Raw genomic sequence first — 21,310 nt, 5'->3', positions numbered from 1 at the left:
CATTTTTGATTTGTTCAATAGCTGAACTTGAAGGCGATCGGATTCATAGCCATGAATTGCTTACTTTTTTTGTTAAGGGTACAGATTTAGAGCAGATTCAGCAGCATCTGTTAAAAGAAATGATGAGTAATCCCAGTGGTAAAATCGGAACCGTTGAAGACGTAGCGCATCTGGTGACATTACTTTCTAGTCCTCTTGCTTCTCAAGGCTCATGGAATTTTAGGGACTGAGATTAACGAAGGAGATTTAGGAAGATTACTTTCGTGTCATCGAGATGCTTTTAAGGCTATATATAAGTGGATGGTTCACTTTGATAACACTATCAATAATAGCTTTCCATTTGAGTAAGTAGAGATATTTTTTAGTTGGGAGTTTGACTATAAACCCCATGCTCAACAGTCTTGGGCTTTGCTAAATCTCTGCAAAGAAATTCTAAAACGCGACCAATTTGGATGGAAAGAGTCAATTAAATCTCTTTCTGCTGCTGAACTTTGGTTTAGCTGCGAATTTGAGCGATTGGAGAATACTTTTAAAAGAATAGGAATTTTAGGAACAAGTTCTCCAATAAGAAAACAGGATTCCTGCGATGCAATGTCAAAACAAATACGAGAAAATTTCTCTTCTTTACTCTCAAGACGATTTGAAGGCATAGGTAAATTTCAACGAAATCAAATTCAACGTCGTGACTCTATAGAAGAAGCTATCAGAGTACACGCTGAAAAAATAGCACAACATGACATTGAGTTTAGTTGTATCTACTCCAAATACATCAAGATTCAGAAACAGACTCTCAGAAGCATTCGTAATAATCCTAATCTACAGAGTCCATTTCTTTGTCTAATATCCAATCAGGGAAAACGCACCTTATTTCCTAACAAAAACTAATAAGGATTTCAAAATCATTTTCATAAGTGCAAAACTTGACCAAAATATAAATAGAACAAATCGATTTTTTTGCTAACAAGTAAATTAGCTTATCGCTAATGAAATAACTCTTGTTTAAAGATAAATTAGCTAACTATTCAGCTATAAATAAGTAAGCTTACCCTTAAAAATAAGCAACAATCTTAACCAAATTATTGACAAGCTAGTTTACGCTAAAGCTAAAACTCTTTCTAAATAGTTATTATCCATTGCTGCCAAAAACTGTTTATTTTTGATTCCCCGCTTCACACGTTTCTCTTTACCTAAAAGATTTACTGCTATCTGCCGCATCACTGCAAAATTTTGTGGAGCATTATCTTTCCTAATCCGGCAGTCATCTTCTTTTAAAGCTACATCTAATACCCAATGTAACGAATTTTCTATGCCCCAATGACTGCGAACACAATTAGCAAATTTTTTCGCATCATTCTCAAGACTGCTAATATAATAACGAGTCTCCACTGTTGTTTTACCATCTATTTGTCGAACAGACTCTACCATCCCAACACTTTTTAAGTTTGACCAAACTGAATCTGGGTCAAGCTGAGATTCAATTCCAGATAACATCACATAATTGCGGATTTCATCACGACCATGCCCCGTTTCTTCTGTTTTATATGTGCTATGGTGAAGCCCTTCAAACCCTGTGCTTATTCCTGTTCTTAATAGTTCTTCTACTAACTCATATAGATTACCCTGATTCTTTTTTAAGGTGATTACATAATCTGCGTTTTGTTGCGTAATTAACTTCACAATTTCTTTTTGGCAACCGATTGCATCAATTGTCACGATACAACCATTCAACTCTAAAACATTCAGTAGTTCTGGGATAGCTGTAATTTCATTAGATGCTTCGTTTACTTTTACCTGTCCCAACACTAATTTATTCGTAGTTGCCCATGCACTTACCATTTGAATCGCACTCTGACCACTACTTTTATCATAAGAACCACATAAAGTTTTACCGTCAATTGCTACAACTTCACCATTTGTTATCTTCTGAGTTGATTTTATCCAGTTTAAGAAACATGACTGAAATTGCTGTGGATTCAATTGTGCAAACACTCTTGCAAATGTATCGTGTGATGGTATTCCGTTTGGTAACTCCAAAAATGTTTTTAACCACTCATACTTTGTGCAGCCATACAATTCTATTGCCACCCAACTATCTGCTCCACAGATTACTGCACAAATCGCAATTGTCAAAATATCAATTAGCTTATGTAATCTTGTGCGGTCTACTCTTGGATCTGACATCTGTGCAAAATGGTCAGCTATTGTGATTTTGGGCTTGAGCTTCATCCAAACGTCAGTGTAGCGTGCTTTTTTTCTTGAGGATACTTTTTGACAATACCATACCGAGTTTATGTTCTGTATCCCTACTCTCTTCTCAACCGGTCAGTTCTTATTGTTACTGATGGCTTACGGTTGTACTTCCAAGCCTCTTCTTTCGTTCTGTGCATCAATATTTAGATACGTTTGCCCTGCCTCAAGGATAAGATTCGTCAGCAGATAGCAGAGGAAATTAATCCTTTTATCTCTGATTCTATCGTGGATAAGAGTACGGAAGAAATTATTCGTGCTGGTAATAATTTAGCAATCTGGCATACACTTTCTCCTGATGATAAGGTAAAAATTTTTCAGCAGATTGTCTATAGAATTACTGTCCAGAACAGAGAAGTTAAAGAAGTTACTCTCAAAATTTAAAAGCTTATTCTAATTTGGACTTATGAATACTCAAAAGATTTTCGATTTAAATAAACTTAGATGTGAAGTTGCTATGCAACAAGCTCTACAGGAATGGCAACCACAGCCTCAAACTTATGGTCTTGATTGTCCTAAATGTAATTCCACTCGACTTGCAAAAATGGGTAGGTATAATGGCATACAAAAGTATTTATGTAATGATTGCGATCGCACTTTTCAAGAAAGACCAAGGCTTAAATGTGAATGTTTAATCCCAGGTCATCAGCCAAATTGTCAGTCTTGTCCTCAGTTCCAAGATTTTTTAGCCCTAGTCAAGCAAAAAATGGATGAATTGCGTATCTTAAGTTTTCAGTAGTTACAAAATCTCAAATCTTCTGTGGCTGAAACACTTGATTAACTATTTTTGCTATAGTATAATTTATTACTAAATAGTTGGAAGCCGCTGCATAACACTTAATCCTCCAACAGTTTTTCAAAGTCTCCGAAGATTGAAGATTATTGCAAAACAACTTCCTTTCTACACAGCAGTTGTCAAATTACTCTATTCCAACTAGTTCATTCTCTTTGCCAGTGCTTTAGTTTGGGTATCCAAACTACTTTTTAAAATTTTTTTGAGAAAAAAATTATTTTAAGCAACTGGCTTGTAATGAACAAAAAAATTTTGAACTTTCGCTATCCTCATATTAACTAACAATGGTGCTTATGGCTTACGAATCTTGGTCACAAGTTGTAATTCGTACAGTTTTGGAATGGGAAAAACGTAAAGCCGAGCTACAATCTACCTCGGCTATTCCAGAACAAAAAACAAAGTCCAAAAACAAAACTGCTTAGTAACGATACTCAATGGCTGTAACGAAGTGGCCATCTACAAATATTTTTTTTACGCAGCCATTGAGTATTAATCGTTTATCTTGACCTTTCAACCCTTGCCAGTAAGTTTTATTAGCAAAAGCCTGTATAATTCTTTCCTTCGCAATCAGGGATTCTTTGGCTGCATTATGTGTTGTTCCAAGTGCGATAGCAATTTGTTGTTTCAGGTCATTTTTGATTTGTTCTATCGCTAAACTTGGTGGTAAGGTTTCCAAAGTATTCAGCGATGCACGCAGGGTTTTAACTTCTGCGGGTTCCTCTATTGGTAATTGTTCATCTGTTTCCACTAAATTCGCTAACCGTTCAGCTTCTTGTGCTAATAAATCTACTACTTGCATATCTAATATTTTTGATGAAATCATATTTTTATTGCTACAGTTGCCAGCTTTATACAATCGGCACTGAAAATAATAGATAGCTTCCCCATCTTTATTTACTCGTTTTGCATGGCGCGTCATTGAACCTCCACAATGAGCGCATTTGATTAAATTAGAAAATGGGTTTACTTCGTTGTCTTCTCTAGAAGCCCATCGGTTATTGCGATTTTCTCTAATAATCTGTTTTACTCGTTCGTGTTCTTCGTAAGTAATTATGGCCTCATCGTCATGAGTTCCCCATTTGACCTTCCACTCATCAAAATTTTTTCGTTTTCCCTTTGACTTAACGTAAGTATCATAAGGCAAACCCCCAGCGTAAACAGGGTTGACTAATAATGCTTTTAAACCTGCGATTGACCATCTCAACCCAGACCAAGGATAACGCAAGGGATGGTTAGTTTTATGTGGTGTAAATACAATTTTATCTAAGTCATCATCACCAACAACCCGTGAAGATGTTTCTGGCTTGTGCAGATCAAAAGCTTTTGTTTCGATGCCGAAATCTGCGTGCAGTTGACGCACAGTCGCCGCAACGGAACCGCACTCAAAAAAAGTATTGAAAATATACCTCGCCACATCAGATACAGTTAATTCTCTGCGTCCTTCCAGCAAGCAAACACATGGTGAGCGATCGCAGATATATTTATCTTTGTCTATACGATATCCTAATGGCGCAACTCGGTGACTTTTGCCTTGGTTCACCCGATGACGACGTTCACTCTTTAACCTTTCTGTCACCATTCGCACCTCAAATTTGGCAGCCGCCAGCAACATATCTATTGTTAATTCTCCACCCAGGCTGTCAGGATCAACGCCTTGATCTAGGGCTATCAGTTTAATTCCCTTAGAGCGCAATACCTCCAATAATGAATAAAATAACCTCGATGATGAACCAATCCGGTCAATCCGGGTAAATTGCAGAGATTTAACTTTACCCTTTGGCGATGTCTTCAAATCATTAATTAATTGTTGTAGCCCTTCCCTAACTTCAGTTGTCCGCGATTGAATATCCCAGTACACTTTAGAACATCCTGCACCACGCAAGCGTTCTATTTGTTTACGCAACGCACCTTTATCTGTTTGCTGCTCTTCACCACTGACTCTGGCATAACCCCAACTTTCCATAACAACGCATAGATACGACTTTCAATTATATTTGATAGTTAATACTTCTATTCTCAGAAGTTCTCTGAACAAATTCAAAAGCATCAGGGTGAAATCCTAGGGGTATAAATAATGAGCGTCATTTATCTAGATAATAATGCGACTACTAAGGTAGACCCACAGGTTTTAGAGGCAATGATGCCCTATTTAACCGAATATTACGCCAACCCCTCAAGTATGCACACCTTTGGCGGGCAACTGGCTAAAGCAGTGAGAACAGCCAGAGAACAGGTAGCCACCCTCTTAGGTGCAGATGAATCAGAAATTGTTTTTACCAGTTGCGGAACCGAGGGAGATAACGCAGCCATTCGCGCCGCTTTGTTAGCCCAGCCAGAAAAACGCCACATCATCACCACCCAAGTAGAACATCCGGCGGTGCTGAATGTCTGCAAACAACTAGAAACCCAAGGTTATAGTGTTACTTATCTTTCGGTAAATAGTCAGGGACAGTTGGATCTAGATGAACTAGAAGCCTCGCTGACAGGGAACACCGCCTTGGTAAGCATTATGTATGCTAACAACGAAACAGGTACGGTTTTCCCGATTGAGCAGATTGGATTACGCGTTAAAGAACGCGGCGTACTGTTCCACGTCGATGCAGTGCAAGCAGTGGGTAAGATTCCCCTGAACATGAAGACCAGCACTATAGATATGTTAACTATGTCTGGTCATAAGATTCACGCACCTAAAGGTATTGGCGCATTGTATGTGCGTCGGGGCGTGAGATTCCGTCCCCTGTTGATAGGTGGACACCAAGAACGCGGTCGCCGCGCTGGTACAGAGAATGTTCCTGGTATCGTTGGTTTAGGTAAAGCAGCCGAGTTAGAATTGCTGCATTTAGAAGAAGCAACTGCGAGAGAAAGACGGTTGCGCGATCGCCTGGAACAAACTCTCCTCGCTAAAATCCCTGATTGTGAAGTTAACGGGGATATCAAAAATAGATTGCCCAACACCACCAACATCGGTTTTAAATATATCGAAGGTGAAGCAATCCTACTTTTGTTAAATAAACACGGTATCTGTGCCTCATCTGGTTCCGCTTGCACCTCCGGTTCACTCGAACCATCCCACGTTCTGCGGGCAATGGGTTTACCATACACCACCTTACATGGTTCCATTCGCTTCAGTCTTTGTCGCTACACCACCGACGCTGAAATCGATCGCGTCATTGAAGTAATGCCCGAAATTGTAGAACGTCTCCGCGCTCTGTCGCCATTCAAAAACGACGACGCGGGTTGGTTGCAATCGCAGTCATTAGTCAATAGTCATTAGTCAAGAGTCAAGGGTCAATAGTCAATGGTCAAAAGTTATTAGACACAAATGACTATTGACCAAGGACAAATGACCAATCACAGACTAATCCAAAATCCAAAATCCAAAATCTAAAATAGACCATGTGGGACTACACAGATAAAGTATTAGAACTGTTTTACGATCCCAAAAATCAGGGAGTCATCGAAGAAACGGGTGAATCTGGAGTTAAGGTTGCAACGGGAGAAGTAGGAAGTATTGCCTGCGGTGATGCGCTGAGACTCCACCTGAAAGTAGAAGTAGCAACTGATAAAATTCTCGATGCACGTTTTCAAACCTTTGGCTGTACCAGTGCGATCGCTTCTTCTAGTGCATTGACCGAAATGGTTAAGGGTTTGACTTTAGATGAAGCCCTGAAAGTATCTAATAAAGATATTGCAAATTACCTCGGCGGCTTACCCGAAGCCAAAATGCACTGCTCAGTTATGGGTCAAGAAGCCCTAGAAGCCGCAATCTATAACTATCGTGGCATTCCTCTAGCTGCCCATGACGACGATGACGAAGGCGTGTTAATTTGCTCCTGCTTTGGTATTACTGATACAAAAATTCGCCGCGTAGTGACAGAAAATAACCTTACTACTGCGGAGCAGGTAACAAATTATGTCAAAGCTGGTGGCGGATGCGGTTCCTGTTTAACAAAAATTGATGATATTATTAAAGAAGTAGAGCAGGAAGTCGCCGCAACGAGCAAAACAGCAGTTAACGGCATAAAATCAGCAGAAATTCTTAGCTCTGGTCAGATAGCTACAGCCACAAAACCACTGACCAACGTTCAAAAGATTGCCTTAATTCAAAAAGTCCTCGACGAAGAAGTCAGACCCGTCCTCATTGCAGACGGTGGAGATGTAGAACTTTACGACATAGAAGGAAACACCGTTAAAGTCATCCTCAAAGGTGCTTGTGATTCTTGTCCCAGCAGCACCGCCACCTTAAAGATAGCGATTGAATCGAGACTGCGCGATCGCATCAGCAAAGAAATCGTAGTTGAAGCAGTTTAACTAATAGTCAAGAGTCAATTGTCAAAATCAAATACTTTGGACTATTGACCATTGACTATTGACTAATACAAAGAACTTTCACAACTTCATAACCAACTAAATGTACATTATGCCAACACGAGTTTCCGTAGAGCGATCGCCTCCGGCGGCGTTCTACAACCCCTCACAGCCATAGCTCAACAGGCGTGAGATTCTCAAACAAACGCAAAGACCGACTAAACCAACCAATTGTAGGAAAAGAGAACCATGACTGACGAAAGAATTAGACAGATAGCTTTCTATGGTAAAGGCGGTATTGGTAAATCTACCACCTCCCAAAACACCCTGGCAGCTATGGCAGAAATGGGTCAACGCATCATGATCGTAGGATGCGACCCTAAAGCAGACTCCACCCGTTTGATGCTCCACGCCAAAGCACAAACCACCGTATTACACTTGGCTGCTGAACGCGGTGCAGTAGAAGACTTAGAACTCGAAGAAGTAATGCTCACCGGTTTCCGTGGCGTTAAGTGCGTAGAATCTGGTGGCCCAGAACCTGGTGTAGGTTGCGCTGGTCGTGGTATTATCACCGCTATTAACTTCTTGGAAGAAAACGGTGCTTACCAAGACCTAGACTTCGTATCCTACGACGTATTGGGTGACGTTGTGTGCGGTGGTTTTGCTATGCCTATCCGTGAAGGTAAAGCACAAGAAATCTACATCGTTACCTCCGGTGAAATGATGGCGATGTACGCTGCAAACAACATCGCTCGTGGTATTTTGAAATATGCTCACTCCGGTGGTGTACGCTTAGGTGGTTTGATTTGTAACAGCCGTAAAGTTGACCGTGAAGCTGAATTGATCGAAAACTTGGCTGAACGTTTGAACACACAAATGATTCACTTCGTACCTCGTGACAACATCGTTCAACACGCTGAGTTGCGTCGGATGACCGTTAACGAGTATGCACCTGACAGCATTCAAGGTAATGAATACCGTGCATTAGCTAAGAAGATCATCAACAACGACAAGCTCACCATTCCTACACCAATCGAGATGGATGAACTAGAAGCACTGTTGATCGAATACGGTATTCTTGATGATGATTCTAAGCACGCAGAAATCATCGGTAAGCCCGCAGAAGCTACAAAATAGGTAATCCTGTAACTTAGGAGACAAGGAAAGTATGAAGTATGAAGTGTGAAGTATGAAAATTCCCTTCATTCAGCTTTAGCCTTCAGCCTTCATTCTTCTCCTCTCCCTTTTTTCCCTCCATTTCCCCATCCGTAACAGTAACCGAGGCAGACTATGACACCTCCAGAAAACCAAAATCTTGTAGATGAAAATAAGGAACTTATTAAAGAAGTTCTGCAAGCTTATCCAGAAAAGTCTCGTAAGAAACGCGAAAAACACCTCAACGTTCACGAAGAAGGTAAGTCCGATTGCGGCGTTAAGTCTAACATCAAATCTATTCCTGGTGTAATGACCGCTCGTGGTTGTGCTTACGCAGGTTCTAAAGGTGTGGTTTGGGGCCCTATTAAGGACATGATCCACATCAGCCACGGCCCAGTAGGATGCGGTTACTGGTCTTGGTCTGGTCGTCGTAACTACTATGTAGGTATCACAGGTATCAACTCCTTTGGTACTATGCACTTCACCTCCGACTTCCAAGAACGCGACATCGTATTCGGTGGTGACAAAAAACTCACCAAAATCATCGAAGAACTTGAAGTTCTTTTCCCCTTGAACCGTGGTGTTTCCATTCAATCTGAATGTCCCATCGGTCTAATCGGGGATGACATCGAAGCTGTAGCTAAAAAAGCTTCTAAGCAAATTGGTAAGCCAGTTGTACCCCTACGTTGCGAAGGTTTCCGTGGTGTATCCCAGTCTTTAGGCCACCACATCGCTAACGACGCTATCCGTGACTGGATTTTCCCTGAATTTGACAAGGCTAAGAAAAACAATACACTCGACTTCGAGCCAAGCCAATATGATGTAGCTCTAATTGGTGACTACAACATCGGTGGTGATGCTTGGGCAAGCCGGATGTTATTAGAAGAAATGGGCTTGCGTGTTGTAGCTCAGTGGTCTGGTGACGGTACACTCAACGAGTTGATTCAAGGCCCTGCTGCTAAGTTAGTTCTCATCCACTGCTACCGTTCTATGAACTACATCTGCCGTAGTTTGGAAGAACAATACGGTATGCCTTGGATGGAATTCAACTTCTTCGGCCCCACCAAGATTGCTGAATCTCTACGTCAAATTGCTGCTAAATTTGACTCTAAGATTCAAGAAAACGCTGAGAAAGTCATCGCTAAGTACACACCAGTGATGAATGCGGTACTTGAAAAGTATCGTCCTCGCTTGGAAGGTAACACCGTAATGTTGTACGTAGGTGGTCTACGTCCTCGTCACGTTGTTCCCGCTTTTGAAGATTTGGGTATCAAAGTTGTCGGTACAGGCTACGAATTCGCTCACAACGACGACTACAAACGTACCACCCACTATATCGATAACGCCACCATCATTTACGATGACGTTACCGCTTACGAATTCGAGGAATTCGTTAAAGCTAAGAAGCCTGACCTAATCGCTTCTGGTATTAAAGAGAAGTACGCCTTCCAAAAAATGGGTCTTCCCTTCCGTCAAATGCACTCTTGGGATTACTCCGGCCCTTATCACGGTTATGACGGATTCGCTATCTTCGCTCGTGATATGGATTTAGCACTCAACAGCCCAACTTGGGGCTTGATTGGCGCTCCTTGGAAGAAAGCTGCTACCAAAGCTAAGGCTGCTGCTTAATTCCCAAGAATAAAACGGATAGCCTGGGGTTTTTAGCCCCAGGAACCGAGGGAAGAATGGTGAATGCTGAATGCTGGATGAAGATTTTTATTCATTATTCATGATTCATCACTCGTGACTCCCAAAGGGGAGGAGCGAAGTCCCCAGGCTCTCCCAACACTTCAATTACTACACCAACCAGCAAGCGTAGAGAGACAGACAAATGCCACAGAATCCTGACAGAATTGTAGACCACGTTGATCTATTCAAACAGCCAGAATACACCGAGCTATTTGAAAACAAGAGAAAGAACTTTGAAGGCGCACACTCTCCTGAAGAAGTAGAAAGAGTGTCTGAATGGACAAAATCTTGGGACTACCGGGAAAAGAACTTCGCTCGTGAAGCTTTAACCATTAACCCCGCTAAAGGTTGCCAACCCGTAGGCGCAATGTTCGCTGCTTTGGGTTTTGAAGGTACTCTACCTTTCGTTCAAGGTTCTCAAGGTTGTGTGGCTTACTTCCGTACACACCTCAGCCGTCACTATAAAGAGCCTTGCTCCGCAGTGTCTTCTTCTATGACAGAAGACGCAGCAGTATTCGGTGGCTTGAACAACATGATTGAAGGTATGCAAGTTTCATACCAACTGTACAAGCCTAAGATGATTGCTGTTTGCACCACCTGTATGGCTGAGGTAATCGGTGACGACTTGGGCGCGTTCATCACCAACTCTAAGCAAGCTGGTTCTATTCCTCAAGATTTCCCAGTACCTTTTGCTCACACCCCAAGTTTCGTAGGTTCCCACATCACTGGCTACGACAACATGATGAAGGGAATTCTGTTGAACCTGACAGAAGGTAAGAAAAAAGCTACCAGCAATGGCAAAATAAACATCATCCCCGGTTTTGATACCTATGTAGGTAACAACCGTGAAGTTAAGCGGATGTTGAATGCAATGGGTGTTGATTACACCATTCTGTCTGACAGCAGCGATTACTTCGATTCACCCAACACTGGTGAATTTGATATGTACCCAGGTGGTACAAAGCTGGAAGATGCGGCTGATTCTATCAACGCTAAAGCAACAGTAGCTCTCCAAGCTTACACCACACCTAAGACCCGTGAGTATATCTCTACTCAATGGAAGCAAGAAACAAAAGTTCTGCGCCCCTTCGGTGTTAAAGGTACTGACGAGTTCTTGACTGCGATCGCTGAATTGACTGGTAAAGCGATTCCTGAAGAGTTGGAAATCGAACGCGGTCGTTTAGTTGATGCTATCACTGACTCCTACGCTTGGATTCATGGTAAGAAGTTCGCTATCTACGGCGATCCTGATTTGATCATCTCCATTACCAGCTTCTTGTTAGAAATGGGTGCAGAACCTGTACACATCCTCTGCAACAATGGTGACGAAGCTTTCAAGAAAGAAATGGAAGCTATCCTCGCTGCCAGCCCCTTCGGTAAAGAAGCTACTGTTTGGATTCAAAAAGACTTGTGGCACTTACGCTCCTTGTTGTTCACCGAGCCTGTAGACTTCTTCATCGGTAACTCCTACGGTAAGTACCTGTGGCGCGATACCAAGATCCCAATGGTACGGATTGGTTATCCTCTGTTTGATCGCCACCACTTACACCGCTATGCTACCCTCGGCTACCAAGGTGGTCTAAACATCCTCAACTGGGTTGTAAACACTCTGTTGGATGAAATGGATCGCAACACCAACATCACTGGTAAGACCGATATCTCCTTCGACTTGATTCGCTAGAAATTGCTACAAGCTTGTTTGTTAAAAACAGCTAAAGATTAGGAACTGGGGACTAGGGAATATTTAATTCCCCATCCCCAATTCCTATAAAAGATACTCAACTTTTAACCTACCTATCCCTTGATTCGTTTTCTCTATCATGGACAGCATCAATCACACTCACTCTCACGTTCATTTCCATCCACCTAACTATAAAAAGTCTCCTCTACTTAACCCTTTGCGTCGTCTGGTGGACGGAATTCAAGTTAAAAATAATCGCTTCGCTCATCTAATCTGCCAGGTTATTCCTTGCTGTTGCCCTTTTGAGCGAAATATTAGTTTATTTGGTCGGAGTTTCCATATTCCACCTTTGTGTAAGCTTAATCCTCTCTATGATGAGTTTGTTGGCTTACGTTTTCGGGCTTTGTCTTACCTCGCTGATGAATGTGGTGAGGATGTGACAAGGTATATTTGCTAATTATTTTCAATCTCGCCTGAAGATAGGGGTTTGGGGCTATTTCTAAAAATATATTTGTGTAGTTATATAAATGTCTCACCCCAAAATCAGGTAAAAGTTTTTTATCCTTTGTAGTGAACGATACTTTTAAGTTTCTTGTAAAAGTCGATGTTATAGAAATGAATTACTGATGCACATGGGGAATTGTGTGTCGGGTATAGTGAAGATTTTTGCAGGAAGTTTTTGTAACAGTTAACAGTAATCAGTAGGCATTTTGCATAAGTATTTTTTTGTTTCGCGCAAAGGCGCAAAGGCGCAAAGAAAAGTTTGCAAAGATGTCTAGTGAATTTATAGGTGATTATTGTTAACTGTTTTTTTCAAGACTAAGAACGAACCGCAAAGGACGCTAAGGACACGAAGGAATAAGAAAGAGCTTCAGAGAGTTCTTAGTTCAGTCCTAATCAAAGAATACTAGATTTTTATCGAACCACAGAGGCGCGGAGAACACAGAGGAAGAGAGATGAATACCCAAAAGAAGGTTAATGAATTGCTGAATGAATCGGGTTGCGAACATAATCAGCAGAAGAAGGGCGAGAAGAAGAATAAGTCTTGTACGCAACAAGCACAACCTGGGGCGGCTCAAGGTGGGTGTGCTTTTGATGGGGCGATGATTGCTCTGGTTCCAATTACTGATGCGGCGCATTTGGTTCACGGCCCGATCGCCTGTGCTGGTAATTCTTGGGGTAGTCGTGGTAGTCTCTCTTCTGGGCCTGTGCTTTATAAGACGGGTTTCACTACCGATATGACTGAAAATGATGTGATTTTCGGTGGTGAGAAGAAGTTATACAAGGCAATTCTGGAGATTCATCAGCGTTATAATCCCACGGCTGTATTTGTTTATGCTACTTGTGTGACGGCGTTGATTGGTGATGATATCAATGCTGTTTGCAAGGCGGCGGCGGAAAAAATTGGTACTCCTGTTGTCCCGGTGATTGCGCCGGGATTTATTGGGAGTAAGAATTTGGGGAACCGTTTTGGCGGTGAAGCTTTATTAGATTATGTTGTCGGGACAGCAGAACCGGAGTTCACAACGCCCTATGATATAAACTTGATTGGCGAATATAATATCGCCGGGGAAATGTGGGGAGTCCTGCCTTTATTTGAAAAATTAGGCATCCGCGTACTATCCAAAATCACGGGTGATGCTCGTTATCAAGAAATTTGTTACGCTCACCGTGCGAAGTTGAACGTGATGATTTGTTCGCGGGCTTTGCTCAATATGGCGAGAAAGATGGAGGAGCAATATGGGATTCCCTACATTGAAGAGTCTTTTTATGGCATTGATGACATAAATCGTTGCTTGCGGAATGTGGCGGCGAAGTTGGGCGATCCTGGTTTGCAAGAGCGCACGGAAAAGCTAATTGCGGAAGAAACGGCAGCTTTAGATATCGCCTTAGCTCCCTATCGCGCCCGACTCAAGGGTAAGCGTGTAGTTCTGTATACTGGCGGTGTGAAGAGTTGGTCTATTATTTCTGCCGCTAAGGATTTGGGGATAGAAGTTGTGGCTACTAGCACCCGTAAGAGTACGGAGGAAGATAAGGCAAAAATCAAACGCTTGCTCGGTACAGATGGCATCATGCTAGAAAAAGGCAATGCTCAGGAGTTGTTGCGATTGGTACGTGATACAAACGCTGATATGTTGATTGCGGGTGGTCGTAACCAATACACAGCCCTGAAAGCGCGGATTCCTTTCCTCGACATCAACCAAGAACGCCATCATCCGTATGCTGGGTACGTGGGAATGTTAGAGATGGCACGAGAGTTATACGAAGCCCTCTACAGCCCCATCTGGGATCAAATTCGTAAGCCTGCGCCTTGGGATGAAGAAGCCGGGACTTTAAATAATTTTATGTCAGCAGATGAGATGTTCTCTGCGTCAATAGAAGAGGTATTTTAGATGGCGATCGTTACTGTTCCCGAAAAATCAGTTGCAGTTAATCCTCTCAAACAAAGCCAAGCTTTAGGTGCATCCCTCGCCTTTTTGGGATTAAAGGGAATGATACCTCTGTTTCACGGTTCTCAAGGGTGTACCGCCTTTGCCAAGGTTGTGCTTGTACGGCATTTTCGGGAAGCTATTCCCCTAGCCACTACAGCCATGACGGAAGTTACTACGATTTTGGGTGGCGAAGAGAATGTGGAACAGGCACTTCTGACGTTGGTTGAGAAGGCCAAGCCAGAAATTATCGGTTTGTGTACCACTGGATTAACCGAAACCAGAGGCGATGATATTGAACGCTTCTTGAAGGATATCCGCGATCGCCATCGTGAATTAGACCACATCCCCGTTATCTTTGCACCGACACCAGATTTTAAAGGTGCATTGCAAGATGGTTTTGCAACAGCAGTTGAAAGTATCGTTAAAGAAATTCCCCAAGCAGGTGGAATTAGAAGCGAACAAGTCACGATTTTGGCTGGTTCTGCCTTTACTCCCGGCGACTTGCAAGAAATCAAAGAGATTGTCACCGCCTTTGGATTAGAACCTATCTTCGTACCTGACCTTGGCGCATCGTTGGATGGTCATTTGGAAGATAACTATAGTCCGGTGACAGGTAGCGGTACAAGTGTGAAACAACTACGACAAGTAGGTTGTTCTGCCTTCACCATCGCTTTGGGTGAAAGTATGCGGGGTGCTGCCAAAATTCTAGATGAACGGTTCAACATTCCCTATGAAGTTTTTGGGGAACTGACTGGACTAGAAGCCGTGGATGAATTTTTGCAAGCCTTATCGATTTTAAGCAGTAACCCAGTACCCGAAAAGTACCGTCGCCAACGTCGCCAATTGCAAGATGCGATGCTCGATACGCACTTTTATTTTGGTGCAAAACGAGTATCTTTAGCATTAGAGCCTGATTTGTTGTGGGGAACAGTGCGCTTCTTACAATCGATGGGAAGCCAAATACACGCCGCAGTTACCACAACGCGATCGCCTCTACTCGAAAAACTCCCAATCAAGAGCGTCACCATCGGTGATTTAGAAGACTTTGAAGAACTAGCAGTAGGTTCTGACTTACTGATTGGTAATTCTAACGTGGCGGCGATCGCAAAACGTCTGTCGATACCTCTTTATCGTTTAGGCTTGCCCATTTACGACCGTTTAGGTAATGGTCTGTTTACAAAAGTTGGCTATCGCGGCACGATGGAGCTTTTGTTTGGCATCGGCAACCTCTTTTTAGAACAGGAAGAGTCAAGAGTCCATAGTCAACAGTCAATAGTCCAAAATCCATAGTCAATAGTTATCACTTATTGGTAATTCATATTGACCAAGGATAAATGACAAAAGACGAATGACAAATGACCATTGACCATTGACCATTGACAAAGGACAAAACACAATGAAAATTGCCTTTACAACCAGTGACCACACTCATATCAATGCTCACTTTGGCTGGGCGAGAGAAATTGATGTCTATGAAATTAATGCAGAAGGATATCAATTTTTAGAAACTCTCAACTTTGAGGGTGAGCTAAAAGAAGATGGTAACGAAGATAAAATCACACCCAAACTTGACGCACTGGTTGACTGTGCAATTGTTTATGTAACAGCAATTGGTGGAACTGCTGCTGCTAAGTTAATCAAAAAAGGTGTTACCCCAGTCAAAGCACGTACCGAAGAAGAAAAAATCGAAGAAGTGCTAAATAAACTAGTCCAAACTCTTAAAGGTAATCCTCCACCTTGGTTGCGGAAAGCTCTTCAACCCAAAACCAAAAACTTTACAGATGACATTGAGAACGAAGCAACTGTATGACCGCAGATAATACTGTTAACGGAACCACCAGTATTGCAGCCTTAAATTCTCCCTTCATTAAGGCTTTAATCCTACAAATTCGCGGACAAGATAGTTATGGATTTTACCGTAATTGGTCAGATGAATTAATCCTCAAAGCATTCGTTGTCCCCAAAAAAAAGAAACGCGAAATTCCCATCGAAGGTGAAGTTGATGCTGCAACGCAAGCCCGGATTTTAGTATTTTTCCGCGCTATTGCTGCCAGAATTGAACAAGAAACAAATCTAATTTCTCAGGTTGTAGTTAACATCAACCATGAGGGCTTCGGCTGGGCGTTAGTCTTTTCTGGACGGCTTTTGCTAACAGTCAAAACCTTAAGAGATGCTCATCGCTTTGGCTTTGAATCTCTAGAAAAGTTAGCAGAAGAAGGCGAAGCTTTTGTCCAAAAAGGATTGGATTTAGTTAATCGCTTTCCGGAAGTAGGTAAACTCTAACTTTTCGTCAATAGTCATTAGTTATTCGTTATTTAAACCCCTCTCAAAACCTCTCCGTCAAAGGGAGAGAGGCTTTGAAAATGCAGAATATTTCTGCCCCTCTCCGCGTCGGAGAGGGGTTGGGGAGAGGTTTATGAAACTCATGTTTATTTACAAATGACCAATGACAAAGGACAAATGACAAATGACCATCGAGGAATTGAAAACCCAAATTAAACGCCTCAACAGCAAAGCAGGTCAAATGAAAATGGATCTGCACGATTTAGCAGAAGGTCTACCAACCGATTACAAACAACTTATGGAAGTTGCAGCCGCAACTTATGAAATATATCGCCAACTAGATGAGTTAAAGCAGCAGCTAACAGAATTGGAGGGTAAATGAGTAAAACTATTGAAGAATTCAAAAAGTTAAATGATGCCGAAGAATATTTTCAATTTTTTGAATTAGATTATGATCAAAAAATTGTCAATATAAATCGTCTCCATATATTGAAAAAGTTCTCGCAATATATCCAAGAAATTGATGAACAATCTGCTGATTTAAGTGCAGAAGAAAAGCTAAATCAATATTGCTTGGCTTTGCAAAAAGCATATCAGGTATTTCTCGAATCAACACCCCAAGAACAAAAGGTGTTCAAAGTCTTTAAAGACAAGCCCAAAAATGTAATTACGCTGACAGAACTCTCTTCTGATTAGGAGGTAAATAGTGATCAACCTAACTCCTACCGAGTTAGAACGTTATAGTCGCCAAATGATGCTCCCTAATTTTGGCGAAGCGGCTCAGAAGCGCCTGAAGTCAGCGACAGTATTGGTAACAGGTGTGGGGGGATTAGGTGGTACAGCCGCGCTTTACTTAGCAGTAGCAGGCGTTGGTAAGCTAATTCTAGTCCGGGGTGGCGATTTACGCCTTGATGATATGAATCGTCAGATTCTCATGACGGATGATTGGGTAGGTAAGCCAAGGGTATTTAAAGCTAAAGAAACCTTGCAAGCTATCAATCCTGATATCGAAATTGAAGCGGTTCATGATTATATTACTCCAGAGAATGTAGATTCTTTGGTACAATCCGCAGATATGGCGTTAGACTGCGCTCATAATTTTACAGAACGCGATTTATTGAATGCAGCTTGTGTGCGCTGGCGGAAACCAATGGTAGAAGCTGCAATGGATGGGATGGAGGCTTACCTAACAACGATTATTCCGGGTGTCACGCCTTGTTTATCTTGTCTGTTTCCCGAAAAGCCTGATTGGGATCGGCGTGGTTTCTCGGTGTTAGGTGCGGTTTCTGGGACTTTGGCTTGTTTGACAGCACTAGAAGCAGTCAAGCTGATTACTGGGTTTAGTCAGCCTTTATTGTCACAATTACTGACAATCGACTTCAACCGGATGGAATTTGCCAAGCGTCGTTCATACCGCGATCGCTCTTGTCAAGTATGTGGTAATAATGCACCTTGGAGATACTCGCAATCTCCATCAATGGAAACCACCAGTAATTTCACAACTTAATAATAAAGGTCAATAGTCATTGGTCAATGGTCAATAGTGATCTTTAAACTCTGGACTTTTGACTATTGACTCTGGACTTTTGACTTTTGACTAAATTATCAAATTCTAGATTAGAACAATCAATCGCTACAGATTAGGAGATTGAATGACTGTTACTTTAACAGAAAAAGCAGAATTTCGTTTGCGGGCTTTCCTGCGAGGTTCCGGTTCCGATGAGAATAGTGCAACTAAAGGTATCCGCATCTCTGTCAAAGGTGGTGGTTGCAATGGCTATGAATATGGCATGGATGTCACTAACCAACCCCAACCAGATGATTTAGTAATCCAGCAAGGTAGTGTGCTGGTTTACGTTGATGCCAAAAGTGCGCCCTTATTAGAAGGAATCGTGATTGATTTTGTCGAAGGGGTGGTAGAAAGCGGTTTCAAATTTACCAACCCTAATGCAACTAGTACCTGCGGTTGCGGCAAATCTTTCAAAACAGGAGATTGTACGCCAGATGGTGTTCCTTGTAGCTAAAAGAGTCTTCTTTTAGCGTCAAGTCAAACCATAGAGGCTTTTCGTAAACGTACTCCGCACCAAATGTCAGAGACACTCGCAATCACTCATCAAATGCTGTGTCTTCCTATTCATATTTTCTCGAAGAGGAGACTGACACACTTCGAGAACCAACCGAACCGTAATGAGGAGAATCGGAAAATGGCTACCTATCAAGTAAGATTAATCAACAAAAAAGAAGACATCGATACCGTAATTGAGGTAGATGAAGACACTACAATTTTAGACGCAGCTGAAGAAGCTGGTATTGAGTTACCTTTCTCTTGCCATGCAGGTTCTTGCTCTAGTTGTGTAGGTAAAGTTACAGAAGGTGAAATTGATCAATCCGATCAAAACTTCTTAGATGACGAGCAAGTATCTAAAGGATTTGCTCTATTGTGCGTTACCTATCCTCGTTCTAACTGCACAATCAAGACCCACCAAGAACCTTACCTCGTATAATTGATGCCTTAGACTATGCACAGAAGTTGCAGCTATACAGTCAAAATCTCTCTGCACAGATTCAGATTGTATAGCTGCAATTTTTCATTGCCACAGCTATTTTTAGCAATCCAAAAAGTATGAAAGGTAAAGAAAATGTGCTTTACGTTTCATACTTCATACTTCACACTTCATACGTTTAATGTTTAAGCCTTTTAGTGTAAGTGGCTGTTCTCTATCACTACTCCAACCAGCAGAGCAAGGTATTATAGCTTTTTATCAAACTCAAGATAAGAAAATCCTACACCAAATTCATTTAGCAGGCATAAAAATTGGAACTTGTATTACTCTAGAACAGCAACTTCCTGTATTACAAATTAAAGTTGCTGGAGAATCTATCAGTTTAAGCCAAGAAGTTTCTCAGACTATTTACGTGCGGATAGTTGATAACTAAATTCAAGCTAAAATCTATTACCAATTATATGAAAATTGTAATATACAAATCCTGTAGAGACGTTGTATACAACGTCTCTACAAAAACCAATAAATTCCAGTTAATGAATTAGTTATTTATCAATCAATAGCAACAATAACATCTGAAGCTTTAATAACAGCATAAGCTTGCTTACCTTCTACCAACCCCAGGTTATCGGCTGAGGTTTTAGTAATAATAGACACCAACTCAACTCCAGGTGCTAATTCTAAAGTTACTTCAGTATTAACTGAACCAGTTACAACCTTCTTAACAGTAGTTTTTAACGCATTACGCGCACTAATTTCCATGTTTTTATTTCCTTTTCAATCATGATTGTTTGAAACAATACCAACTTTTTGGAATCCCAAGGTTATTTTTTAGATTTTCTTTATAAAATTACTAGATATAGTTTATACGAAATCTATATCTATGTAACTAACAGTCCGCTACTAAAAATACTCCGCTAGAGTGAGAATTTGAGTTGAAATAAGTAGCACAATATATCACTAATTAAGAATATTTTTAGTTAAAATATTGATACATGAACTCCGTCTATAAAACTTAATTAAAAAAATAATTGTTACCTAGTAAACAAATTAATATCTATAAATTTTGATTTTCAAGAAGCATCTGAATAAACATAGTATTAAAAAAATAAATGTAGTTTGTGCTGCATTTTGATATTTTTTTGTGATATTTAACCAATATCTTTAAGAGAATACACACTTGTTTATAGAACAAACTTATCAGAGTGATAATATATAAGTAAGCTAAATTGTTGCTAGTGAACCAAACTTCAGCAGCAAGAGATTACAGGGTTATCAAAGACGTTTCTACCTAAATCCTGGTACATCTGAAAGTTAGACAGACGATGCGATCGCTTCAGCAATAGAGTAGGGAAAATGTGTAAATCTTATACTGATAATTGATGATTCTACTTAGTAGAATTTAGGGCTAATACTGCGTAAAACCTGTGTCTAATTTTCATTATACTTAGACGAAGCAAACACAGTTTGGGAATAAGTGCAGCAGTTTAGAAACAATTCCCTTACTTGCAATAATAAGGAGCAGGAATTATGCGAGCCAAACATATTATGACTCAAGATGTAGCTACCATTCGCGGCTCCGCTACAGTAGCAGAAGCAGTGAAATTATTAAGGCTCAAACAACTGCAAGAATTGATTGTAGAACCTCGTCATAGTGGTGATGCTTACGGCATTGTGACTGAGAGTGATATTGCAGGCAAAGTGGTTGCTTATGGAAAAGATCCTCAAAGAACTTATGTTTACGAAATAATGAGCAAACCCTGCGTCACTGTAGATCCTGACCTTGATTTAGAATATGCGGCAAGGTTATTGATTAATACAGGTATGCGGAGTGCGCCTGTAATCCGAGGTGAATTACTTGGGATGATTACTATCAGCGATATTATCCACAAAGGCGACTTTGTAGATAAACCAAAACTCCTATTCTTGCAAAAAGAGATATATAAAGCTGTCTCCAATGCGCGGACAATTTCTGCAAACTACGGCCCAGATTCTAAACGCACAATTGAAGCTTGGGATTTCGTAGATGAACTCGAAGCTGAAGCTGGTTTTTATGGCGCACCCAAGCAAGAAAAATCTTCTAGAGAACTATTCTCTGAAGAACCCAAACCAATGGTAACAGGTGAACAGCCTAACCAAACAATGAATGCTGTCTAAGTATAAATTTATAGTAGTTTGTACAACTCCCTAGACAGGATTTTCAAAGAGTTTTTGGTGA

At 41.2% G+C, this 21,310-nt stretch carries 25 protein-coding genes; 21 read left to right on the top strand and 4 right to left on the bottom strand.

The features are described from left to right. Window positions 1–5: 5 nt before the first annotated feature. The gene (locus ACMX3D_RS20590; RefSeq protein WP_482747698.1) at window positions 6–230 is read left to right on the top strand and encodes a hypothetical protein; all 225 of its coding nucleotides are present in this window, start codon (window positions 6–8) and stop codon (window positions 228–230) included. A 162-nt stretch (window positions 231–392) separates the two neighbouring features. Here the strand turns inward: ACMX3D_RS20590 and ACMX3D_RS20585 are convergent, their stop codons facing one another. Both ACMX3D_RS20585 and ACMX3D_RS20580 read right to left on the bottom strand, forming a co-directional pair. After that, window positions 393–650: a hypothetical protein gene (locus tag ACMX3D_RS20585; RefSeq protein ID WP_482747697.1), complete on the bottom strand. Its 258-nt coding sequence runs from the start codon at window positions 648–650 to the stop codon at window positions 393–395. A gap of 442 nt (window positions 651–1,092) precedes the next feature. Then, window positions 1,093–2,226 (bottom strand): ISAs1 family transposase, encoded by a 1,134-nt coding sequence (locus ACMX3D_RS20580; protein WP_482747696.1) that lies wholly within the window; start codon window positions 2,224–2,226, stop codon window positions 1,093–1,095. 249 nt (window positions 2,227–2,475) lie between these two features. On the opposite strand from ACMX3D_RS20580, the gene ACMX3D_RS20575 reads away from it, so the two are divergent. The 3 genes from ACMX3D_RS20575 to ACMX3D_RS20565 all read left to right on the top strand — a co-directional run bounded on the left by ACMX3D_RS20575 (window position 2,476) and on the right by ACMX3D_RS20565 (window position 3,462). Beyond that, window positions 2,476–2,631 carry a hypothetical protein gene (locus tag ACMX3D_RS20575; RefSeq protein ID WP_482747695.1) on the top strand — a complete coding sequence of 52 codons (156 nt, stop codon included), beginning with the start codon at window positions 2,476–2,478 and terminating at the stop codon, window positions 2,629–2,631. 22 nt (window positions 2,632–2,653) lie between these two features. After that, window positions 2,654–2,986, top strand: coding sequence for a transposase (locus ACMX3D_RS20570; protein ID WP_482747694.1), 333 nt, complete (start codon window positions 2,654–2,656; stop codon window positions 2,984–2,986). 347 nt (window positions 2,987–3,333) lie between these two features. After that, on the top strand, window positions 3,334–3,462 hold the full coding sequence (locus ACMX3D_RS20565; protein ID WP_277883411.1) for a hypothetical protein: 129 nt from the start codon (window positions 3,334–3,336) through the stop codon (window positions 3,460–3,462). Here the strand turns inward: ACMX3D_RS20565 and xisF are convergent. After that, the gene (gene xisF, locus ACMX3D_RS20560) at window positions 3,459–5,003 is read right to left on the bottom strand and encodes a fdxN element excision recombinase XisF (protein ID WP_482747693.1); all 1,545 of its coding nucleotides are present in this window, start codon (window positions 5,001–5,003) and stop codon (window positions 3,459–3,461) included. The two genes, ACMX3D_RS20565 and xisF, sit on opposite strands and share 4 nt — an antisense overlap. 111 nt (window positions 5,004–5,114) lie before the next feature. Between xisF and nifS the strand changes: the two genes are divergently transcribed. The 16 genes from nifS to ACMX3D_RS20480 all read left to right on the top strand — a co-directional run bounded on the left by nifS (window position 5,115) and on the right by ACMX3D_RS20480 (window position 19,525). Beyond that, window positions 5,115–6,314, top strand: coding sequence for a cysteine desulfurase NifS (gene nifS / locus ACMX3D_RS20555; protein WP_482747692.1), 1,200 nt, complete (start codon window positions 5,115–5,117; stop codon window positions 6,312–6,314). Window positions 6,315–6,436: 122 nt separating this feature from the next. Next, window positions 6,437–7,351, top strand: coding sequence for a Fe-S cluster assembly protein NifU (gene nifU, locus ACMX3D_RS20550; RefSeq protein WP_482747691.1), 915 nt, complete (start codon window positions 6,437–6,439; stop codon window positions 7,349–7,351). Window positions 7,352–7,597: 246 nt separating this feature from the next. Beyond that, the gene (gene nifH / locus ACMX3D_RS20545; protein ID WP_482747690.1) at window positions 7,598–8,485 is read left to right on the top strand and encodes a nitrogenase iron protein; all 888 of its coding nucleotides are present in this window, start codon (window positions 7,598–7,600) and stop codon (window positions 8,483–8,485) included. A gap of 153 nt (window positions 8,486–8,638) precedes the next feature. Next, window positions 8,639–10,132, top strand: a complete 1,494-nt coding sequence (nifD, locus tag ACMX3D_RS20540) for a nitrogenase molybdenum-iron protein alpha chain (protein ID WP_482747689.1) — start codon at window positions 8,639–8,641, stop codon at window positions 10,130–10,132. Window positions 10,133–10,334: 202 nt separating this feature from the next. Then, window positions 10,335–11,873 carry a nitrogenase molybdenum-iron protein subunit beta gene (gene nifK, locus ACMX3D_RS20535; RefSeq protein ID WP_482747688.1) on the top strand — a complete coding sequence of 513 codons (1,539 nt, stop codon included), beginning with the start codon at window positions 10,335–10,337 and terminating at the stop codon, window positions 11,871–11,873. Window positions 11,874–12,012: 139 nt separating this feature from the next. Beyond that, complete coding sequence (locus tag ACMX3D_RS20530; RefSeq protein ID WP_482747687.1) at window positions 12,013–12,330, top strand: Mo-dependent nitrogenase C-terminal domain-containing protein; 318 nt, start codon at window positions 12,013–12,015, stop codon at window positions 12,328–12,330. Between the two features lie 499 nt (window positions 12,331–12,829). Then, window positions 12,830–14,266 (top strand): nitrogenase iron-molybdenum cofactor biosynthesis protein NifE, encoded by a 1,437-nt coding sequence (gene nifE, locus ACMX3D_RS20525; RefSeq protein WP_482747686.1) that lies wholly within the window; start codon window positions 12,830–12,832, stop codon window positions 14,264–14,266. Next, entirely contained in the window at window positions 14,267–15,595 is a 1,329-nt protein-coding gene (gene nifN / locus ACMX3D_RS20520; RefSeq protein ID WP_482747685.1) for a nitrogenase iron-molybdenum cofactor biosynthesis protein NifN, read from the top strand. A gap of 106 nt (window positions 15,596–15,701) precedes the next feature. Further along, complete coding sequence (gene nifX, locus ACMX3D_RS20515; protein ID WP_482752389.1) at window positions 15,702–16,115, top strand: nitrogen fixation protein NifX; 414 nt, start codon at window positions 15,702–15,704, stop codon at window positions 16,113–16,115. Continuing rightward, window positions 16,112–16,588: a NifX-associated nitrogen fixation protein gene (locus ACMX3D_RS20510; protein ID WP_482747684.1), complete on the top strand. Its 477-nt coding sequence runs from the start codon at window positions 16,112–16,114 to the stop codon at window positions 16,586–16,588. The genes nifX and ACMX3D_RS20510 overlap by 4 nt, the downstream gene beginning before the upstream one ends. A gap of 184 nt (window positions 16,589–16,772) precedes the next feature. After that, window positions 16,773–16,970 carry a CCE_0567 family metalloprotein gene (locus tag ACMX3D_RS20505; protein ID WP_482747683.1) on the top strand — a complete coding sequence of 66 codons (198 nt, stop codon included), beginning with the start codon at window positions 16,773–16,775 and terminating at the stop codon, window positions 16,968–16,970. Next, window positions 16,967–17,284 carry a nitrogenase-stabilizing/protective protein NifW gene (gene nifW / locus ACMX3D_RS20500; protein ID WP_482747682.1) on the top strand — a complete coding sequence of 106 codons (318 nt, stop codon included), beginning with the start codon at window positions 16,967–16,969 and terminating at the stop codon, window positions 17,282–17,284. Before ACMX3D_RS20505 ends, nifW begins: the two co-directional genes overlap by 4 nt. 10 nt (window positions 17,285–17,294) lie before the next feature. Next, window positions 17,295–18,095: a HesA/MoeB/ThiF family protein gene (locus ACMX3D_RS20495; protein ID WP_482747681.1), complete on the top strand. Its 801-nt coding sequence runs from the start codon at window positions 17,295–17,297 to the stop codon at window positions 18,093–18,095. Between the two features lie 145 nt (window positions 18,096–18,240). Next, on the top strand, window positions 18,241–18,612 hold the full coding sequence (locus ACMX3D_RS20490) for a HesB/IscA family protein (protein ID WP_482747680.1): 372 nt from the start codon (window positions 18,241–18,243) through the stop codon (window positions 18,610–18,612). Window positions 18,613–18,792: 180 nt separating this feature from the next. Beyond that, complete coding sequence (locus ACMX3D_RS20485) at window positions 18,793–19,092, top strand: 2Fe-2S iron-sulfur cluster-binding protein (RefSeq protein ID WP_190967893.1); 300 nt, start codon at window positions 18,793–18,795, stop codon at window positions 19,090–19,092. Window positions 19,093–19,273: 181 nt separating this feature from the next. Beyond that, complete coding sequence (locus ACMX3D_RS20480; RefSeq protein ID WP_482747679.1) at window positions 19,274–19,525, top strand: FeoA family protein; 252 nt, start codon at window positions 19,274–19,276, stop codon at window positions 19,523–19,525. Window positions 19,526–19,644: 119 nt separating this feature from the next. Here ACMX3D_RS20480 and ACMX3D_RS20475 read toward each other — a convergent pair whose 3' ends face one another. Continuing rightward, window positions 19,645–19,854, bottom strand: coding sequence for a TOBE domain-containing protein (locus ACMX3D_RS20475; RefSeq protein WP_190967891.1), 210 nt, complete (start codon window positions 19,852–19,854; stop codon window positions 19,645–19,647). A 768-nt stretch (window positions 19,855–20,622) separates the two neighbouring features. Between ACMX3D_RS20475 and ACMX3D_RS20470 the strand changes: the two genes are divergently transcribed. Next, window positions 20,623–21,249, top strand: coding sequence for a CBS domain-containing protein (locus ACMX3D_RS20470; RefSeq protein WP_482747678.1), 627 nt, complete (start codon window positions 20,623–20,625; stop codon window positions 21,247–21,249). The last annotated feature ends 61 nt before the right edge of the window (window positions 21,250–21,310 follow it).

This window comes from Anabaena sp. TISTR 8404, assembly GCF_056847745.1.
The sequence above is the reverse complement of the archived record's forward strand: the minus strand, read 5'-3'. Positions and strand labels throughout refer to the sequence as shown.

Coding starts and splice junctions, on each gene's coding strand:
- ACMX3D_RS20585 (WP_482747697.1), bottom strand. CDS start 650: ATGCCTTCAAATCGTCTTGAGAGTAAAGAAGAGAAATTTTCTCGTATT.
- ACMX3D_RS20580 (WP_482747696.1), bottom strand. CDS start 2,226: ATGAAGCTCAAGCCCAAAATCACAATAGCTGACCATTTTGCACAGATG.
- ACMX3D_RS20570 (WP_482747694.1), top strand. CDS start 2,654: ATGAATACTCAAAAGATTTTCGATTTAAATAAACTTAGATGTGAAGTT.
- ACMX3D_RS20565 (WP_277883411.1), top strand. CDS start 3,334: ATGGCTTACGAATCTTGGTCACAAGTTGTAATTCGTACAGTTTTGGAA.
- xisF (WP_482747693.1), bottom strand. CDS start 5,003: ATGGAAAGTTGGGGTTATGCCAGAGTCAGTGGTGAAGAGCAGCAAACA.
- nifS (WP_482747692.1), top strand. CDS start 5,115: ATGAGCGTCATTTATCTAGATAATAATGCGACTACTAAGGTAGACCCA.
- nifU (WP_482747691.1), top strand. CDS start 6,437: ATGTGGGACTACACAGATAAAGTATTAGAACTGTTTTACGATCCCAAA.
- nifH (WP_482747690.1), top strand. CDS start 7,598: ATGACTGACGAAAGAATTAGACAGATAGCTTTCTATGGTAAAGGCGGT.
- nifD (WP_482747689.1), top strand. CDS start 8,639: ATGACACCTCCAGAAAACCAAAATCTTGTAGATGAAAATAAGGAACTT.
- nifK (WP_482747688.1), top strand. CDS start 10,335: ATGCCACAGAATCCTGACAGAATTGTAGACCACGTTGATCTATTCAAA.
- ACMX3D_RS20530 (WP_482747687.1), top strand. CDS start 12,013: ATGGACAGCATCAATCACACTCACTCTCACGTTCATTTCCATCCACCT.
- nifE (WP_482747686.1), top strand. CDS start 12,830: ATGAATACCCAAAAGAAGGTTAATGAATTGCTGAATGAATCGGGTTGC.
- nifN (WP_482747685.1), top strand. CDS start 14,267: ATGGCGATCGTTACTGTTCCCGAAAAATCAGTTGCAGTTAATCCTCTC.
- nifX (WP_482752389.1), top strand. CDS start 15,702: ATGAAAATTGCCTTTACAACCAGTGACCACACTCATATCAATGCTCAC.
- ACMX3D_RS20510 (WP_482747684.1), top strand. CDS start 16,112: ATGACCGCAGATAATACTGTTAACGGAACCACCAGTATTGCAGCCTTA.
- ACMX3D_RS20505 (WP_482747683.1), top strand. CDS start 16,773: ATGACCATCGAGGAATTGAAAACCCAAATTAAACGCCTCAACAGCAAA.
- nifW (WP_482747682.1), top strand. CDS start 16,967: ATGAGTAAAACTATTGAAGAATTCAAAAAGTTAAATGATGCCGAAGAA.
- ACMX3D_RS20490 (WP_482747680.1), top strand. CDS start 18,241: ATGACTGTTACTTTAACAGAAAAAGCAGAATTTCGTTTGCGGGCTTTC.
- ACMX3D_RS20485 (WP_190967893.1), top strand. CDS start 18,793: ATGGCTACCTATCAAGTAAGATTAATCAACAAAAAAGAAGACATCGAT.
- ACMX3D_RS20480 (WP_482747679.1), top strand. CDS start 19,274: ATGTTTAAGCCTTTTAGTGTAAGTGGCTGTTCTCTATCACTACTCCAA.
- ACMX3D_RS20475 (WP_190967891.1), bottom strand. CDS start 19,854: ATGGAAATTAGTGCGCGTAATGCGTTAAAAACTACTGTTAAGAAGGTT.
- ACMX3D_RS20470 (WP_482747678.1), top strand. CDS start 20,623: ATGCGAGCCAAACATATTATGACTCAAGATGTAGCTACCATTCGCGGC.